Source organism: Nocardiopsis alba DSM 43377, from assembly GCF_000341225.1.
Classification (GTDB): domain Bacteria; phylum Actinomycetota; class Actinomycetes; order Streptosporangiales; family Streptosporangiaceae; genus Nocardiopsis; species Nocardiopsis alba.
In genome coordinates this window covers 227,692-242,852 of the sequence record NZ_ANAC01000007.1, presented here as the reverse complement: position 1 = coordinate 242,852, position 15,161 = coordinate 227,692, and the positions used below count along the sequence as shown (strand labels likewise).

Here is a 15,161-nt window from a genome sequence, read left to right as displayed (position 1 = left end):
CGGCACCGGACACCCGAACAGGCCCTGACCGAACCGAACACCGAGGAGGCCCGGCCGTGCCGGAGGACAACCCCGGAGCCGATCACTCCGGAAACACCACCGTTCTTTCGCCCGTGGGTGACACGGGCGGTGTCACGCCCGTCGCCCCCAAACTCACCGCGCGCCAGCAGAGCGTTCTCAACTGCATCCAGCGTTATGTTCGCGAACGCGGTTATCCGCCCTCGATCCGGGAGATCGGCGAGACGGTCGGCCTTTCCAGCCCCTCCAGCGTGGCCCACCAGCTCAAGGTGCTCCAGCGCAAGGGCTACCTGCGCCGTGACCAGAATCGGCCACGCGCCGTGGAACTGTGCGTTCCCGGCCGCGACGAGGGCCAGAGCCTGACCCACGACCAGCTCACCGCCGACGCCACCCGCGCCGCCTCGGTGCCCTTGGTGGGACGGATCGCCGCGGGCGGCCCGATCCTGGCCGAGGAGTCGGTCGAGGACGTCCTGGCGCTGCCCCGTCAGCTGGTCGGCGAGGGGCGTCTGTTCATGCTCACCGTGGTCGGCGACTCCATGACCGACGCCGCCATCACCGACGGCGACCTGGTGGTGGTCCGCCAGCAGCCCAACGCCGAGAACGGCGACATCGTCGCGGCCATGCTGGACGACGAGGCCACCGTGAAGGTGTTCCACCGCGGGGCCGACGGTCACGTGCGTCTGATGCCGCGCAACGACGCCTACGAGCCGATCGACGGCGACGAGGCCACCATCCTGGGCAAGGTCGTCACGGTCATGCGCCGCGTCTGACCCCCTCCGCGAACGGTGGAGGGCGCGGCCCACGGACCGGCCGATACTCTGAAGAACGTGTCCATTCGTGTCCGTGTTCCCGCCCTCCCCGACCGTTCCTCCCGACGTACCCTCCTCACGTCGGCCGTGATCGCCGTCGCGCTGTCCGCCTCCGCCTGCTCCCCCGGCGACGAGGGGCCCGAACCTCCCGGGCTCTCCGCCGACGGCCGCGACGTGACCTTCGAGGGCGGCGGGTTCACCGTCGAAGGCTCCTTCACCCACCCCGAATCCCCGGACGGGGAGCCGGTGCCGGGCGCCCTCATCATCTCCGGCAGCGGGCCGACGAACCGGAACGGCAACAGCGACGGCCGCCCCGAGGCCGACACCAACCTCAACCTCTCCCGGGTCCTGGCCGGCGCCGGGGTGGCCTCCCTGCGCTACGACAAGTTCGGCAGCGGCGACCCCGACACCTGGGACGAGAAGACCGTCGAGGCCATGGGCGAGGACATCGATCCCCTGCTCTTCGACGCCCAGATGGCCGCCGCCTACGAGGAGCTGATCGCCCAGCCCGAGGTGGACCCCGAACGCACCCTGATCGTCGGCCACAGCGAAGGCGCCCTGTTCGCCCTGCGCGCCCGAGAGGTGCTGGAGGACGCCGACCCCGCCCTGGTGCTGGCCGCCCCGCCCGGGGCCCGCATGCTCGACGTCATCGACCGACAGATCACCGAGCAGGTCCGCACCGCCGAGGCCCAGGGCGCCGTGAACGAGTCCGACGCCGCGATGATCCTCTCCGACATCCGGACGGCCCGCGCCCTCGTCCGCGCCGGAGACGAACTGGACATGTACGACCCGACCGGGATCTTCGCGCCTCAGAACCAGGACTTCCTCGCCTGGATCGACGCCTTCGACCCGGTCGACCTCGCCCGCGACCTGCCGGACGACACCCCGGTCCTGGTGTTGTGGGGCGAGGAGGACGCCCAGATCCCCCGGGACGAGATCGATCGGCTCATGACCGGGTTCGAGGACGCCGAGCGGGTGGACCTGCCCGGCACCGACCACGTCCTGCGCGAGTACGACGACTCCCCCGGCGCGGCCGCCCTCGACGGCGACCGGCCCTTCTCCCCCGACGTGGCCCCGGCCCTGGAGAGGTTCGTCGACGGGCTCTGGTGAGCCCTCAGTCGGCCGCGGTGCCCTCGGGCAGCTCGGCCACGATCGAACGGGCCAGACGCTCGGCGTCCTCGGCCGCGCTCTCCCCGTCGACCGATCCGGTGGCCTCGTAGTCGGTGGCGGCGGTGTAGCAGGTCTCGACGTACAGGTTGGAGACCCGCACCCCGGTACAGCCCACCTCGAAGGCCCCGGTCTCGACCCACCGGAGCGCCTCGTCCCCCAGGTCGTCGACCGGTTCGGGCTCGTGCCCCTGCGCGGTGGAGGAGAGGGTGCCGGAGGCGACGTCCGGCCCTCCCTCGACCGGGGCGGCCACCAGGACGAGGGTGGCGGCGGCGGGCACGGAGGCGCCCTCCCCCTCCGGGGTGGCCCAGCGGCACTGCCAGCCGGTACCGAAGGTGTCCTGAGCGGTACCGACGGTCTCCTCGACCTCGAGCCGGTGGTCGGGGACGATCTCGTCGAGGACCTCGGTCCGCCCGATCCCGCATTCGGGGGCGGCCTCGAATTCTCCGCGCTCACCCCCCGAGGTCAACAGGTACCAGGCCAGGAGACCGGAGGCGGCCAGGACGACCAGGGCCAGGACCACCAGGGCGGTGGTGGCGAACACACGGCTCTGCGGTGGCGGTGTCCCCGGGTCGGCGGCCCCGTACGGGGGAACGCTCACAGGGTCTCCTCCAGCCGGGCCGCGAAGTCCACCACCGTGTCGCGTGCCCTGCCGAAGGACACCGGCTCCCCGTCGGCCTCCCCCACGTAGGAGACCCGGACCAGCATGTTGTCGCGTTGGAAGGCGAGTTCGGCGGTGCCCGGCAGTCGTCCGCGCCAGACCCCGACCTCGGTTCCTCCGGCCAGGTCGACCTGCTCCCCGCGGACCGGGACGGCGGCGTCACGGGCCAGGACCGCCGCCCGCTCGCCGGTGACCACGGGTTCGGCGGAGGCGTCGGTGAAGCGCGCGGACAGGTCCACGCGCAGAGAACCCCGCCCCTCTCCGTCGGGGGCCAGGGAGGTCCACACGCACGTGCTGCTCTCCCCGCCGGCGAGGGGGCCGTGGCCCTCGGTCTCGGGGGTCGCTCCGGGAAGGGCCGAGAGCACCGCGTCCTCGGGGATCGACGCGCACGTGGGCGCCGAGGCGAGGGCGTCGTCCCCGTCGGGCCGGTCGGGATCGTCCCCGGCGAGTACGAGACCACCGCCGACGGCCGCCCCCGCGAGCAGCACGGCCCCCGCCCCGATGATCAGCGCCCGCGTCCAGGGTCGGGGTCCAAGCCCACCACCCGCCGCCGAAGAGCCCACTCGGCCACCGCCTCCCAGTACGTGTTCAGGACAACCGTAGGGGGCGGTGATCACCGTCGCGACCACCGCCCCCGTCGGGCGCGTCAGCCGACGACGATGTTGACCAGCTTGGGCGCGCGGACGATCACCTTGCGGACCGTCTTGTCACCGATGAACCCCTGGGCCTTCTCCGAGGCCAAGGCGAGACGCTCCAGCTCCTCGTCGGAGATGTCGGGGGCCACCGCCAGCTTGTCGCGGACCTTGTTCTGCACCTGGACGACACAGGTGACCGTCTCCTGGACCAGCAGCTCCGGGTCGGCCTCGGGCCAGTTCCCGGCGGCCACGGTGCCCACGTGCCCCAGCTTCTCCCAGCCCTCCTCGGCCACGTAGGGCGCGAAGAGCGACAGGGCCACGGCCACGAACTCGGCGGCCTCGCGCACGGCCGGGTCCCCGGCTCCGGGACCGGAGTCGATCGCCTTGCGCGTGGCCGAGACCAGCTCCATGCAACGGGCGATCGCCACGTTGAAGCGCTTGTCCTCGATCAGGGCGGTGATCTGGTCGATGGAGCGGTGGGTGATCCGGCGCAGTTCGACGTCGCCGGTGGCGGGGTCCGCGCCCGGCGTACCGGCGGCGCCCGCCTCGTGCATGACGCGGTAGGCCCGGTTGAGGAACTTCAGGGCCGCGGTCGGGGACACGTCGGCCCAGTCCACGTCCTCCTCGGGCGGGGAGGCGAAGAGCATGGTCAGGCGGACCGCGTCCACACCGTAGGCGTCGATCTCCTTGCCCAGGTCGACACCGTTGCCCAGCGACTTGGACATCGCCCGGCCCTCGTTGATGACCTGACCCTGGTTGGTCAGACGGGCGAAGGGCTCGGTGAAGTCGAGCATGCCCATGTCGTGCAGCACCTTGGTGAAGAAGCGCGCGTACATCAGGTGCAGGGTCGCGTGCTCCTTACCGCCGATGTAGTGGTCGACGGGGCCCCACTTGTTGACCGCCTCGGTGTCGAAGGGGGCGGTGTCCAGGTGCGGGGAGCAGTAGCGCAGGAAGTACCAGGACGAGTCCACGAAGGTGTCCATGGTGTCGGTGTCGCGCTCGGCCGGGCCGCCGCAGGAGGGGCAGTCCACCTCCACCCAGTCCTTGGCCGCGGCCAGCGGGGAGATCCCCTTGGGAGCCAGCTCGGCGCCCTTGAGCTCGGGCAGGGTGACGGGGAGCTGCTCGTCGGGGACGGCGACCTCGCCGCAGGAGGGGCAGTGGACGATCGGGATCGGGGTGCCCCAGTAGCGCTGGCGGGAGAGCAGCCAATCACGCAGACGGTAGTTGACCGTGGCCTCGCCGGTGCCGCGCTCGGCCAGCACCTCGATGATGCGCTCGATGGCCTCGTCCTTGGACAGGCCGTCCAGCGGACCGGAGTCGCGCAGGACGCCCTCGCCGGCGGTGGCGACGCCGGTCTCGGCCGGGTCGGGCTCACCGGTCTCGACCACGACCCGCACGGGCAGGTCGAAGGCCAGGGCGAAGTCCAGGTCGCGCTGGTCGTGGGCGGGGACGGCCATGATCGCGCCGTGACCGTATCCGGCCAGGACGTAGTCCGCGGCCCAGACCGGCATGCGCTCGCCGGTGACCGGGTTGACGGCGTACCGGCCCAGGAACACACCGGTCTTGGGGCGCTCGGTGGTCTGACGCTCGATGTCGGAGAGCTTGGCGACGTCGGAGCGGTAGGTCTCGAAGGCCTCACGCTGCTCGGGGGCGCACAGTTCCTCGGCCAGCTCGGCATCGGCGGCCACGACGAAGAAGGTCGCTCCGTACAGGGTGTCGGGGCGGGTCGTGAAGACGGTGACCGGTTCGTCCCGGCCCTCGATCTCGAAGTGGACGTCGGCGCCGGTGGAGCGGCCGATCCAGTTGCGCTGCATGGCCAGGACCTCGTCCGGCCAACGTCCGCCGTCGAGCTGGTCCATGTCGTCCAGCAGGCGCTGGGCGTAATCGGTGATCTTGAAGTACCACTGGTTCAGGGCGCGGCGCTCGACCTCGGCGCCGCAGCGCTCGCAGCGGCCCTGGACGACCTGCTCGTTGGCCAGCACGGTCTGGTCCTGGGGACACCAGTTGACCAGGCCGTCCTTGCGGTAGGCCAGACCCCGATCGAAGAAGCGGGTGAACAGCCACTGGTTCCACTTGAAGTACTCGGGGTCGCTGGTGTGGATGCGACGGGACCAGTCCACCGCCACGCCGTAGCGGCCCATCGAGGCGGCCTGCGTCTCGATGTTGGCGTAGGTCCACTTCTCCGGGTGGGAGTTGTTCTTGATCGCCGCGTTCTCGGCGGGCAGGCCGAAGGAGTCCCAGCCGACGGGGTGCAGGACGTTGTCGCCGCGCTGAAGGCGGTAGCGGCCGATCACGTCGCCGATGGCGTAGGCCTCGGCGTGTCCCATGTGCAGGTCACCGGAGGGGTAGGCGAACATGTCCACCACGAAGGAGCGGGGCCGGTCGTCTCCGGGGTCCTCGCTCGCCTGGAACGGAAGCTCGGCCGCCCAGCGCGCCTGCCACTTGTCCTGGAGGGCGCGGGCGTCGTAGGTGTCGCCCGTCGTCTGGTCGCCGTCTACCGCTGTCATCAGATCTCTTTCGTGGGTGCTCCCGCGTCGACGCGGGTGGGGGAAACGGATCTCCCTCGAAGCGGGAGGAGGGGTGCCGCCGTTCCATGACCCGTGCGGGACGTGCGGCTCCTCGGCCGTTCCTCGGTCTGTCTGTCCTCTTCAGGTTAGCGGTTGCCGTCCCCCGTCGAAGCCCTCTTCCCCGCCGCCCCCGGCGTACCCGCCCCCCTCTGACACACGGGTCGGTCCCCACCCCTTCACGCCCTCCCCACCGACCGCGCGGTTTGTTACTCTTCCGTCAAAGTGGCGCAGAACACGCGACGCAGGTCACATCGACCCTGCTCGCACCTGTCCGGATCATCTGCCGCGGGAGGCCCCCATGTTCAACCTGTCCACACTTCTGGAGGACGGAGCGCGCTCCGTACCCGAGAAGGAGTGCCTGGTCTTCGGCGACACGCGCCTGAACTACGCGATCACCGACATGATCGCCTCGCAGGTCGCGAACCTGCTCGTGGCCCGGGGCGTCCGGCCGGGCGATCGGGTGGCGCTGGCCAGCCCGAACCTGCCCTACTTCCCCTTCGTGTACTTCGGCGCCCTCAAGGCCGGCGCCGTGGTCGTGCCGCTCAACGTGCTGCTGACCCCCCGGGAGATCGCCTACCACCTGGAGGACTCCGGGGCCAAGGCGCTCTTCGCCTTCACCGGCACGCCCGACCTCCCGCTGGGTCAGCGGTCCTTCGACGCCTTCGAACAGGTGGAGAGCTGTGAGCTCTTCGTGGACATGCCCGCCACCGCGGGGGCGACCGAGTCCACCATCGAGGGCGCCGAGACCATCTGGGCCGCCCTGGACGGCATGCCCGGCACGTTCGAGACCGTCCAGTCCAACGGCGACGACACCGCCGTGATCATCTACACCAGCGGCACCACCGGCCGCCCCAAGGGGGCGGAGCTGAGCCACACCAACCTGATGATGAACGCGGTGGTCGCCGCCGGCCTGGTCAACCCGCACCCGGACGGGCGGGACGTCTCCCTCGTCGTCCTGCCGCTGTTCCACATCTTCGGGCAGACGGTGATGCTCAACGCCGCCCTGTACCGGCACGGCACCATGGTGCTGTTGCCGCGCTTCGACGGCGATCAGGCCCTGAGCCTGATGCAGAAGGAGGGCGTCACCGGTTTCGCCGGGGTGCCCACCATGTACTGGGGTCTGCTCAACGCCGCCCGGGCCGCCGAGCCCGGCCGCTACGACCTCGAGGGGATCGCCGCGAACATGGTGGACGCCGTCTCCGGTGGTTCGGCCCTGCCGGCCCGGCTCGCCGAGGACTTCACCGAGCTCTTCGGGGTCGGGATCAAGGAGGGCTACGGCCTTTCCGAGACCTCGCCGGTCGCCTCCTTCAACAACCCCGCGACCGGGGCCAAGCCCGGCTCGATCGGCCGCCCGGTCTGGGGCGTGGAGATGAGGCTGATCGACCCCGACTGGAACGAGGTCGTCAAGGAGAAGGAGGGCGACGAGGACCCGGTCGGCGAGATCGCGATCCGCGGCCACCTGATCATGAAGGGCTACCACGACCGCCCCGAGATCAACGCCGAGGTGATCAGGGACGGCTGGTTCCGCACCGGCGACATCGCCCGCCGTGACGACGACGGCTTCTACTTCATCATCGACCGCTCCAAGGACATGATCATCCGCGGCGGCTACAACGTCTACCCGCGTGAGGTCGAGGAGGTCCTGATGACCCACGACGCGGTCGGCCTGGTCGCCGTCGTGGGCGTGCCGCACGACACCCACGGCGAGGAGATCAAGGCGTTCGTGATCCCCAAGGAGGGCGCCGAGGTCACCGCCGAGGAACTGGACGTCTTCGCCAGGGAGCGTCTGGCCGCCTACAAGTACCCGCGCGAGTTCGAGTTCCGCACCGAGCTGCCGATGACCTCCACCGGCAAGATCCTCAAGCGCGAGCTGCGCGAGGGCTGATCCGGAGCGGGCATGGACGAGGGGCCGCCCGGGCGGGCGGCCCCTCGTTCTCGTGTCGATGACAGCGGCCTCAGCCCTTGACCGCACCCTGCACCAGCCCCGCCACCAGCCAACGCTGGACGAGGATGAAGAAGATCATCACCGGGATGGTGATGATCGTGGAGGCGGCCATGACGTGGCCCCAGTCGTTGGAGTACTGGCCGAAGAACTGCCGCAGCCCGACCGCGACCGTGTAGTTCTGACTCTGGGTCATGAACGTCATCGCCAGCACGAACTCGTTCCAGGCCACGATGAAGGAGAAGATCGCGGTCGCCACCAGACCCGGGGCCACCAACGGGAACAGCACCTTCCAGAACATCTGCGGCCACGAGGCCCCGTCGATGTAGGCGGCCTCCTCCACCTCCTTGGGCACCGCCGCGACGAAGCCGCGCATCATCCAGATGGCCAGAGGCAGGGAGAGGGCCACGTAGGCGATGGCCAGGCCCAGCACGGTGTTGAGCATCTGGAGGTCCCTCACCTGGAGGAACAGCGGGATGACCAGGGCCTCCAGCGGCACCATCTGCACGATGAGCACGAGGACCAGCACGGCCGTGCGGAACCGGAAGCGGAACCGCCCCACCGCCACCGCCGCCAACATCGCGAGCACACAGGAGATGGCCACGGTGATCGCCGCGACCGTCAACGAGTTGCGCAGGTAGAGGGAGAAGTTGCCCTCCACCATGACGTACACGAAGTTGTCGAAGGTGAAGGAGGTGGGCAACAGCGCGCCCGTTCCGGAGGTCGCCCGGTCGGAGAAGGCGCTGACCAGCATGAAGTAGACCGGGAACAGGGTGAAGAGCAGCAGCAGCGAGATTCCGGCGGCCTTGGCCACGATCCGCCCCACGCGGAGCCGGTCCCCATGCCGACGTGCCTCTCGCACCCGGGCCTCCCAGGAGGCCCCGTCCCGCTCCGCGTCGCTCCGGGAGTCAGTCATGTCCTACGGCCCTCCTTCGACGACGCCCGCCGCGCCCGACGGCGCCGAGGGGATATGTCCTGAAATCCCGTTCATCCCGCGAAGAGCGGGGAAAGAGGTGAGCGTGCGCGTGAACGAACCCTCCGGCCCCTCCCCTACCGAGGTCATCGCCTCCTGGCTCCCCTACGACGCCCGCTTCCGGGAGAACGCCGTCCGGCACGCCCTCGCCGACCCGAGTGGGCGCGGGCTGCACCGGTACGTCGACCGCCTGGCGCGCGGGAACGACGACGACGGACCGCTGACCGAGGACGGGCTGCGCACCATGGCCGCGATCCGCGAGGATCTGGCCGGGCGCCCCCTGGCCTCGGTGGACTGGCGTTTCGTCCGCGAACGTCTGGTCTCCGACCCCGATCGGGCGCGTCCCCCGTCCTCTCACGTGTCTCATCTGAGCTCGTCCTCTCGGAACAGCGCGCGCAGGTAGACGAGGGTGACCACCAGGAGCAGCAGCGTGAGCATGACCGCGATGGCCGACCCCTTGCCGAAGTCGTTCTGGCCGAAGGACTGGATGTAGGACCACACGCCCAGGTTGAGCATCTGTGATCCTCCGACGTCGCCTCCGGGCATCAGGTAGATCTGCGCGAACACCTTGAAGTCCCAGATGGTGGACAGCACGGTCACCACGGCGAACACCGGCCGCAGCGTGGGGAACGTGACGTGCCAGAAGCGCTTCCACGCACTCGCCCCGTCGATCCGGGCGGCCTCGTACAGCTCCTTGGGCACCGTGAGCAGACCCGCCAGCACGGTCACGGCCACGAACGGGAAACCGCTGTGCACGATGTTGAGCGTGACGATCGCGTAGAACCAGAAGCGGTCCGCGAACCAGTTGTGTCCGGAGGGTTCGACCACCCCCAGGGACATCAACGCCTGGGCGACGACCCCCTGATCGACGTCGAAGATCCAGATCCACACGTAGGTGCCGCTGACCGCGGGCATCGCCCAGGCCACCATGATGCAGGAGACGACCACCACCCGGGCGACGGAGCCCAGGGTGGACAGCAGCAGGGCGACGAGCGTGCCGAACACGATCGTCAGCACCACCGCCACCAGTGCGAACAGCACCGTGTTGACGAGCACGACCCGCCACAGGTACGGATCGGACAGCAGGTCGACGTAGTGCCGCAGTCCGATGAACTCGGACTCTCCCGAGACCAGGTTGGCCAACCTGAAGTCCCGGAAGGACAGCCACACGATGCGGCCGATGGGGAAGAGCAACAGGATCCCGATGACCCCCAGCGGAGGGGCCAGCAGGACCCAGGGCAGGAGGGTGCGCCGCCCCCGCATGCTCAGGAGCGGCGCCCGTCCCGACCGCTCACGGGTCGGTGTGTTCATCAAGCGCCCTCGTTGAGAAGTCTTTCGATGGTCGCGGCCGCGTTCTCGGTCGCCTCGTCCACGGTCGCGTTCCCGTTCAGGATGTCCTGCTGCATACCGACCAGGACCCCTTCGGCCTCCACCTGGGACCAGGCCGGAAGCGCCGGGGTGCTACGGCCCGCGTCGAGAAGCTGCGTCGCGAACGGCCGGACCAGCGGATCGTCGGATTCGGCGTAGGTCTCGATCTGCTCCACCCCGGCCGGGAAGAAGCCGCTCTCCTCGCCCCAACGGTCGAAGAGGTCCGTACCGGTGAGCATGTCGACGTACCGCCAACCGGCCTCCTCGTTGCCGGTGCCCTCGAACACCGACAGCAGGGATCCGCCCGCGAAGGAGTCCGTGTAGCCGCTCTCCCGCCCGGGCAGGACGAAGGCCCCCAGCTTCCCCTCCAGGTCCGGGTTGGCCTCCAGGATGGCCTTGGGGTTGGAGCTGTTGGAGATCGCCATGATGGACTTCTCGTCCGAGAGCGACTCCATGACGTCGATCTCGTTCCAGTTGACGGCGCCCGTCGTGGACAGACCGTCCTCCAGCGCCAGGCCGGTGAAGAACTCCACCCCGGCGCGTCCCTCGGGCGAGTCGACGGTGGAGGTCCAGGTGCCGTCGGGCTCCTGGACGGCCAGCTCTCCGCCACCGCCCCAGATCCACGGCATCACCGAGTACTGGGCCTGTCCGGGCACCGGGAAGACGATCATGTCCTCCTCGGCCTCGGCCAGGTCGAGCGCGGTCTCGCGCAGCTCCTCCCAGCTCGTCGGCTCCTCGTGGCCGTGCTCCTCGAAGATGTCCTTGCGGTAGATGATCGACCTGATCGAGGCGTACCAGGGCACACCGTAGGCCGCGTCGTCGACGACGCCCATCTCGTACATCTCCTGATGGAACCGGGAGGGGTCGTCGATATAGCCCGACAGGTCGTGCAGGGCTCCCGCGGCGGCGTACTCCGGGGTGAAGGTGGTGCCGAGTTCGATGACGTCGGGCACGGTCCCGCCCGCGATCGCCGTGGAGATCTTGTCCTGGGCGTCGGCCCAGGGCACGAACTCGACCTCGACGTCCATCCCGGTCTCCTCCGTGAAGGCCTCATTGGCCGCGTCGAAGAAGGCGGAGGCGTCGGGGTTGGTGCCCTCCATGATCCATACCTGAAGGGCGTCGCTCGTGTTGTCGTCGCCACAGGCCGTCGCCGCAAGCACCAGGGCCAGAGAGGCCGCGGGGAGGGAAACGTACTGGTGTGCTCGTCTGCGGGCCATGGGCTCGCCTCCCGTTCCGTTCGAGGGTCCCCTGAGGGTTGGTAGGAAACCTACGTAAAGAACGACGACTTGTGAAGTAAACCACTGCGACTTGTGGCTGAGCTGTTAGGGGAGGTTCGCGACGCCCCTTCCGGTCACTCGCTCAGACCGGCGACCTGGCGCAGGGTGGAGATCAGTTCGGCCCTCTTGTAGACGGCCGTTCCGATCGCGGCGCAAAAGGCCGCGAGCATGTGGACGTAGACCATGGGGTCGCCCCGGGTGAAGCGTTCGGCCACCTCCTCCTCACCCACCGAGTGCGCCTCCCACGCGGTGGAGACGGCGAACTCCAGCTCCGGCGGGAGCATCTCGGCGACGGTCGTGGCCACGGCCTCACGGGAATCGGCCGGCTTCCACACCACCCCGGTGCTCTGGACCCGGCGGCTGAGGAAGGCGGCGATCACCTTGAGCTCGGACAGCACGTCGTCGGCGTCGTCGGTGGCCGGGGGGATGAGCCGGTCCAGCTCCTCCCGGTCGTGATCCACGTAGGCACCGACCAGGGCGATCGCGGTCTCCTTGACGTGGTCCGGAAGATCGGGGGCGGGCGTCGGTTCGCCCTGGGAGGCGTGGTCGTCGGAGGACACGGTGGGTCCCTTCACAGCAGATGGACGCTTGCGCAACGCCCCCATCATGCCCCCTCACCGCCCCTTCGCGGGGCAGGCGGCGGGGGTGTCCGCGTGCGGCGAACACCCCCGCCCCGGATCAGAAGACGGGACGCAACGGCATATGCGCGGAGGTGCCGTCCAACTTCACCCCGAGGATCTGGTGGAGCTGCACGACGTCGCGCTCGAAGCCCAGCACGCAACCGGCCATGTACAGACGCCACACGCGCGCGGTCCCCTCGCCCACCTCGGCGACCGCCTCGTCCCAGTGCCGTTCCAGGTTGGCGCCCCAATGGCGCAGGGTCAGCGCGTAGTGCTCGCGCAGGTTCTCCTGGTGCCGGATCTCGAAGCCCGCGTCGTTCATCGCGGTCTGGATCGTCCCGGGCCCCTCCAACTCACCGTCGGGGAACACGTAACGGTTGATCACGCCCTTGGTGTCCATGGGCTTGAGGTTGTTACCGGGCCGGGTGATGCAGTGGTTGAGCAGACGCCCTCCCGGCACCAGCTTGTCGTTGAGCGAGGCGAAGTAGGCGTCCAGGTTCCTCGCCCCGATGTGCTCGGTCAGACCGATGGAGCTGATCCGGTCGAAACTGCCGTCGGGCACGTCCCGGTAGTCCATGTGCCGGACCTCGGCGAGACCGCCCAGCCCCTCCTGGGCGATCTTCTTGGAACCCCATTCGGCCTGCTCCTTGGACAGGGTCACGCCGATGGCCTTGACCCCGTACTCACGGGCCGCGTGCCGGACCATGCCGCCCCAACCGCACCCCACGTCCAACAGACGCATGCCCTCTCGAAGACCGAGCTTCCGAGAGACCAGGTCGTATTTACGGAACTGGGCGCTCTCCAACGCGCCGTCGAAGTCCCCGACCCGGTCCAGCCCCCCGTCCTCGTCGTCGAAGACCGCGCAGGTGTAGGTCATGGACGGCCCCAGGACCAGCTCGTAGAACTCGTTGGAGACGTCGTAGTGGTGGTGGATGACCTCGGCGTCGCGCCTCTTCGAATGGCGCGCCCCACGCCCGAGCAGAGTGCCCCGGCGCATCTCCTGGGGCGGCGGGGCCACCCGATTGACGAACTTGACCCAGCCGACGGAACGGACGATCTCGACCATGTCGCGGGCGGACACGTTGACGCCCTCGGCGAAGACGAAGTCCGCCATCCGTCTGAGCGCCGTGTACATGTCGCCCTCCAGTTCCAGGTGACCGGAGACGTAGGCGCGCGTCAGACCCACCGCGTTGGGCGATTGGGCCAGATAGTTGACGGCGACCGGCGTACGCACGCGCAGGGTGACGTCGCTGTGGGGATCCCCCGCGGAACTTCCGTCATAGGCGGTGAAACGGATGGGCGCGTCGTTTCCCACGACACGCTCGAAGATCTCTGCAAGCCGCATGCTCTCGTCCTTCCTCCTCGCGGACGCGACCCATGCCCACGGGTCGCCCCCGCCGGTGGTGTCCTGATGCTTCAGCGATTGCGTACGCACTTGGCGTACAGGTCCAGGAGACGCCCGTCCGGGTCGTATTCCTCCTTGAGACCGCGATAGGCCGTGCCGTTGTACAGCTCCCAGAACTCGTCCTCGGAGTAGAAGGCGTCCGAGTAGAGGGACTTGTGACCGCCGAGCCGGGAGACCTCCTCCTCGACCCGACGGTTGTGGTGGGCGCGACGCTGCCCCGGCTTCATGTCGACCAGCCCCCAGAACCCGAAGTTCACGTAGAGCCGGTCGTTCTCCAACGGGTACAGCGGCCACACGTGCTCGTCGGAGGACATACCCGGGCGGCGGGGCTCGCGCAGGCGGAGCGGACACATCCACAACGGGGTCATGCCGATCTCGGAGTGGAAGAAGTCGAGGAACTCCGCGCCGCGCTCCACCCCCACCTCGACGTCCTGGATGAGCGGCTCCTGCGGGGTACGCCCGCGGTAGTGGTTCAGCAACCGGGAGAAGTCGGTGCGCCGATCCCAGGCCACCAGACGGCGGTACACGTCGGAACGCTTGAGAGAACGGGGCCACAGCGGACGCACCAGCGGGTTCTGGGTACCGAAGGCCCGGGAGCACCAGAACCAGTCGGTGTCCCAACGCCACAGATAGTCGTGGATCGTGAGGTAGTCGCCCGGGCCCTCGCCCGCGTAGCGCGGAATGGACCGGTAGTAGATGTCGGTACCGGTGTAGTCACTGGTCCAGGGCGCCCGATCGGTGAACCGGGCCAGCGTCAGATACAGCTCGTCCGGCGCGAAGGACACACCGTCGACGAAGTCGACCCGCTCCCCATCGTGGGAGGCCTCGTCACAGATGACCTCCAGGGCGGCCATGGCCTCGCCCGCGTCGGAGAAACGCAGGTGGCGCAGGTGCACGTAGGGAGAGACCGGCTCCAACTCGATACGCAACCGCAGGCCGTAGCCGAGCGTTCCGTAGGAGTTGGGGAAGCCGTGGAAGAGATCGGAGTGGACGTTGTCACGGGTGGCCGTGACGACCTCACCCGAACCGGTGAGGACCTCCATCTCCTGCACCGACTCATGGGGCAGACCGTTACGGAACGAGGAGGACTCGATCCCCAGACCGGTCACCGCGCCGCCCAGGGTGATGGTGCGCAGCTGAGGCACGACCATGGGCATCAGACCGTGCGGAAGGGTCCGCGCCACCAGCTCCTCATAGGTGGTCATCCCACCGACGTCGGCCAACCGTTCGACCGGGTCGATGGAGATCACCCCGGAGAAGGCGGACACGTCCAACGCCGGAGCCGACGAGGGCTCACGGAACCGGAAGAGGTTGGAGGTGGGCTTGGCCAGGCGGACCGGGGCGTCGGCCGGCAGCGCCCGATACTCCCGGCTCAGCCGCTGGACCGCCACCCGATGCTCGGCCATCCCCGTCGGGGGAGCGGTCCCCTCGATCGATCCCTGGTGCGGAGTGGTACCGGACTGCTCTCGGGTCATACCGGATCCCCTGACGGTTCGCGCGGCTCGGATCAGGTCGGCCAGAACCGGTCGCATGGCGTGCCGGGGCAGGCCGATCCCCTCAGTTCTACCTATCGGTAACGGTTCTGTGCCACCCCATTTCGCTACGTGTCTCACCCGTCGTCGTCCACGAGCGACCGGCGCGCACCCTTTCCGAGGGCGGCGACCCCCCGGTCACCCCGTGTGCCGGCGGCGTCACCGGCCGGCCCGCATAGGATCCCGT

At 69.2% G+C, this 15,161-nt stretch carries 13 protein-coding genes; 4 read left to right on the top strand and 9 right to left on the bottom strand.

Going from position 1 to position 15,161, the window contains the following annotated elements; all coding sequences use genetic code 11:
* The first annotated feature begins 113 nt into the window (after window positions 1-113).
* Window positions 114-788, top strand: a complete 675-nt coding sequence (lexA, locus tag D451_RS0106360) for a transcriptional repressor LexA (protein WP_014913245.1) — start codon at window positions 114-116, stop codon at window positions 786-788.
* Window positions 789-845: 57 nt separating this feature from the next.
* A complete protein-coding gene (locus D451_RS0106355; protein WP_378757744.1) occupies window positions 846-1,937 on the top strand; it encodes an alpha/beta hydrolase family protein in 1,092 nt (363 codons plus the stop codon).
* Window positions 1,938-1,941: 4 nt separating this feature from the next.
* On the opposite strand, the gene D451_RS0106350 is transcribed toward D451_RS0106355, so the two are convergent.
* The 3 genes from D451_RS0106350 to leuS form a co-directional block, all read right to left on the bottom strand.
* Complete coding sequence (locus D451_RS0106350) at window positions 1,942-2,595, bottom strand: hypothetical protein (RefSeq protein WP_017533819.1); 654 nt, start codon at window positions 2,593-2,595, stop codon at window positions 1,942-1,944.
* Window positions 2,592-3,218, bottom strand: a complete 627-nt coding sequence (locus D451_RS0106345; protein ID WP_152472802.1) for a hypothetical protein — start codon at window positions 3,216-3,218, stop codon at window positions 2,592-2,594. Before D451_RS0106345 ends, D451_RS0106350 begins: the two co-directional genes overlap by 4 nt.
* 83 nt (window positions 3,219-3,301) lie before the next feature.
* Entirely contained in the window at window positions 3,302-5,797 is a 2,496-nt protein-coding gene (leuS, locus tag D451_RS0106340; RefSeq protein WP_014912095.1) for a leucine--tRNA ligase, read from the bottom strand.
* Window positions 5,798-6,155: 358 nt separating this feature from the next.
* Between leuS and D451_RS0106335 the strand changes: the two genes are divergently transcribed.
* Complete coding sequence (locus D451_RS0106335) at window positions 6,156-7,742, top strand: long-chain-fatty-acid--CoA ligase (protein WP_017533817.1); 1,587 nt, start codon at window positions 6,156-6,158, stop codon at window positions 7,740-7,742.
* A 70-nt stretch (window positions 7,743-7,812) separates the two neighbouring features.
* On the opposite strand, the gene D451_RS0106330 is transcribed toward D451_RS0106335, so the two are convergent.
* Window positions 7,813-8,715 (bottom strand): carbohydrate ABC transporter permease, encoded by a 903-nt coding sequence (locus D451_RS0106330; RefSeq protein WP_017533816.1) that lies wholly within the window; start codon window positions 8,713-8,715, stop codon window positions 7,813-7,815.
* 109 nt (window positions 8,716-8,824) lie between these two features.
* Between D451_RS0106330 and D451_RS0106325 the strand changes: the two genes are divergently transcribed.
* Window positions 8,825-9,175 (top strand): hypothetical protein, encoded by a 351-nt coding sequence (locus tag D451_RS0106325; RefSeq protein WP_234305907.1) that lies wholly within the window; start codon window positions 8,825-8,827, stop codon window positions 9,173-9,175.
* Here D451_RS0106325 and D451_RS0106320 read toward each other — a convergent pair.
* From D451_RS0106320 to D451_RS0106300, 5 genes are all read right to left on the bottom strand, one after another.
* Complete coding sequence (locus D451_RS0106320; RefSeq protein WP_017533815.1) at window positions 9,136-10,083, bottom strand: carbohydrate ABC transporter permease; 948 nt, start codon at window positions 10,081-10,083, stop codon at window positions 9,136-9,138. The genes D451_RS0106325 and D451_RS0106320 overlap by 40 nt on opposite strands.
* Window positions 10,083-11,357 carry a sugar ABC transporter substrate-binding protein gene (locus D451_RS0106315; protein WP_017533814.1) on the bottom strand — a complete coding sequence of 425 codons (1,275 nt, stop codon included), beginning with the start codon at window positions 11,355-11,357 and terminating at the stop codon, window positions 10,083-10,085. Before D451_RS0106315 ends, D451_RS0106320 begins: the two co-directional genes overlap by 1 nt.
* A 134-nt stretch (window positions 11,358-11,491) precedes the next feature.
* Window positions 11,492-11,977, bottom strand: a complete 486-nt coding sequence (locus D451_RS0106310) for a hypothetical protein (protein WP_014912467.1) — start codon at window positions 11,975-11,977, stop codon at window positions 11,492-11,494.
* A gap of 118 nt (window positions 11,978-12,095) precedes the next feature.
* Window positions 12,096-13,382, bottom strand: a complete 1,287-nt coding sequence (locus D451_RS0106305) for an SAM-dependent methyltransferase (protein WP_017533813.1) — start codon at window positions 13,380-13,382, stop codon at window positions 12,096-12,098.
* A gap of 71 nt (window positions 13,383-13,453) precedes the next feature.
* A complete protein-coding gene (locus tag D451_RS0106300) occupies window positions 13,454-14,917 on the bottom strand; it encodes an FAD-binding protein (protein WP_026124865.1) in 1,464 nt (487 codons plus the stop codon).
* Window positions 14,918-15,161 lie beyond the last annotated feature (244 nt).